Raw genomic sequence first — 1903 nt, forward strand, 5'->3', positions numbered from 1 at the left:
ATCTGTCCGGCCATGGCGAAGAAGCGGCGGTCGCATTCCGCCTCGTCCTCGGTCCCGGCCCGGATCGCCGCGCCCAGCGCCATGATCACCCGCAGCCGCCGCCGGATCACCGCCTGGTCCGCGACCGGGGCAGCCTCCACATCGTCGGCCGGCGCGTAGCCCAGCTGCTCCAGCGCCGCATCCGCGGTGGCGAGCCATTGCACCGTGTCCGCCGGCAGCCCGAACTCCCGGCACAGCCGGGCCACGGCCGCCGGCGCCGGGCTGCGCTCGACCATCTCCGCCACCTCCGGCCGCTCCAGCCGCTCGGCGATCTCGCCGAAGCGTTCGCTGGCCTCGGCCTCCTCCGCCTCGGTCCTGGCGCCGTCAAAGGAAGCGGCCGCCATCGCCAGCATCGCCCGCATCCCGGCCGGTGCCCTGTCGCTCGCCCCGGCCGGCCGGGCCTTCTGCGGCGGCACCTCGGGCGGGCGGGAGAGCTTGGCCTCCAGCAGCAGGGTCAGCCGCAGCGAGCGGGCGGCGACGGCGACGCGCTGGCAATAGTCGACTCCCGGCTGCGGCGCCTCGACCGCCTCGGTGCGGGCGGCCTCCATCACCTCCATCTGGATCTCGGCCGCCCGGGCCAGCAGGCGCAGATGCCGCGCCGCCCGCTCCTCCTGGGGAGCGGCCGGGGCCTCCGATGCCTGGTCGGTCTGCGCCTTGTCCATGGAACGTATCATGAACAAGAATCGGAGTTAAGGCAACGGCACGATGTGTTTACGGCGAGCGCTCGCCCGAAATGGTCCGAAAAAGGTGTGGAAGCGATCATCGCCTGGCTCTCACGAGCGGACATGGCTCGCCTCGACCCTTTCCGGCCCCGTTGGTTTCGATAGATCATGAGCGGCCCGCGACGCCGTCGTCGACCTGGGTCGCCTTTGGATTTGGCTGTGGGGTAACCGCTCAAATGAACGATTGGATCGGCGCGCCACTCAGGAAAATTGATGAGCTCCAGGCGTTCGACGCCATGGTCTTGTTCCTTGATGCATACTGGAAGCGCACCGGCAAAACCGATGATATTGCCAGCCTCTTAGGTGATATCAGTCGCGATATCTGGTCGGATGGCTCGCCAAGCGACCCGGGAGCTTGGGAAGACTGGCGCAAGGCGGTGCAGTCGGCGCTTCAAGTTAATGGCAGCTAACCGCCCAACCCGGTCGTGCCTCCTGGACGGCTCACTCCGATAGCCGCCACGAGCGGTCCGCCCCTGAAACACGCACCGGGGCCGTTGCAGCAGGATCAATGACGATCCTGCCCTCCCTCTGCCGGGTCCGCTTTCAGGCGAGGTTGGGTCGTCGGGAGTGCTCGCTTCAGCGAAGCCAGCAGCGCCGGGGAGAGTCCGCGCCGAGCGGATAGCGACCCGCGGCGCCTGCCCGCCTTTGCTACCGGGCCGATCAGCCCCCTACCCCGCCACCGCCCTCCGCATGAACAGGCGCGGGATGATGTCGATGCCCTTGTCCCGGATCATGTCGCGGATCGCGGCCAGGCCCGGGCCCAGCGCCTCGTCCGGCATCGGCTCGAAGCCGAGGCGGGCATAGTACGGCGCGTTCCAGGGCACGTCGCGGAAGGTCGACAGCGTCAGCTCCGGCAGCCCCCGCTCCCGGGCGATCGCGTCCAGCCGGTCGATCAGCGCCGCGCCCAGGCCGCGGCGGGCATGGTCGGGATGGACGTCCAGTTCCTCGATATGCAGCGTGCCGTCGATCTCGCCGAACAGGGCGAAGGCGACCGGCCGGTCCCCGGAATCGGCCGTCACCCACAGCCGCCCCTCCCGGGCCCGCAGCAGCACCTCCTCCGGCTCCGCCGGATCGAGCGCCGCGATCTCCGGCAGGCCGATCGCGCCGAAGCGCGACGCCGCCGCGACCTCGATGGCGCGGAC

The 1903-nt window shown here is 70.2% G+C and carries 3 protein-coding genes; 1 reads left to right on the forward strand and 2 read right to left on the reverse strand.

Going from position 1 to position 1903, the window contains the following annotated elements:
* The coding region (locus P409_RS33060) for a hypothetical protein (RefSeq protein ID WP_034848683.1) at nt 1–701 on the reverse strand (701 nt) is incomplete at its 3' end.
* A gap of 236 nt (nt 702–937) precedes the next feature.
* Between P409_RS33060 and P409_RS37495 the strand changes: the two genes are divergently transcribed.
* On the forward strand, nt 938–1171 hold the full coding sequence (locus tag P409_RS37495) for a hypothetical protein (protein WP_081992140.1): 234 nt from the start codon (nt 938–940) through the stop codon (nt 1169–1171).
* A 258-nt stretch (nt 1172–1429) separates the two neighbouring features.
* Here the strand turns inward: P409_RS37495 and P409_RS33065 are convergent.
* A partial coding sequence (locus tag P409_RS33065) for a GNAT family N-acetyltransferase (RefSeq protein WP_034848686.1) occupies nt 1430–1903 on the reverse strand: 474 nt, incomplete at its 5' end.

This window comes from Inquilinus limosus MP06 (assembly GCF_000767795.1).
Classification (GTDB): Bacteria; Pseudomonadota; Alphaproteobacteria; order DSM-16000; family Inquilinaceae; genus Inquilinus; species Inquilinus limosus_E.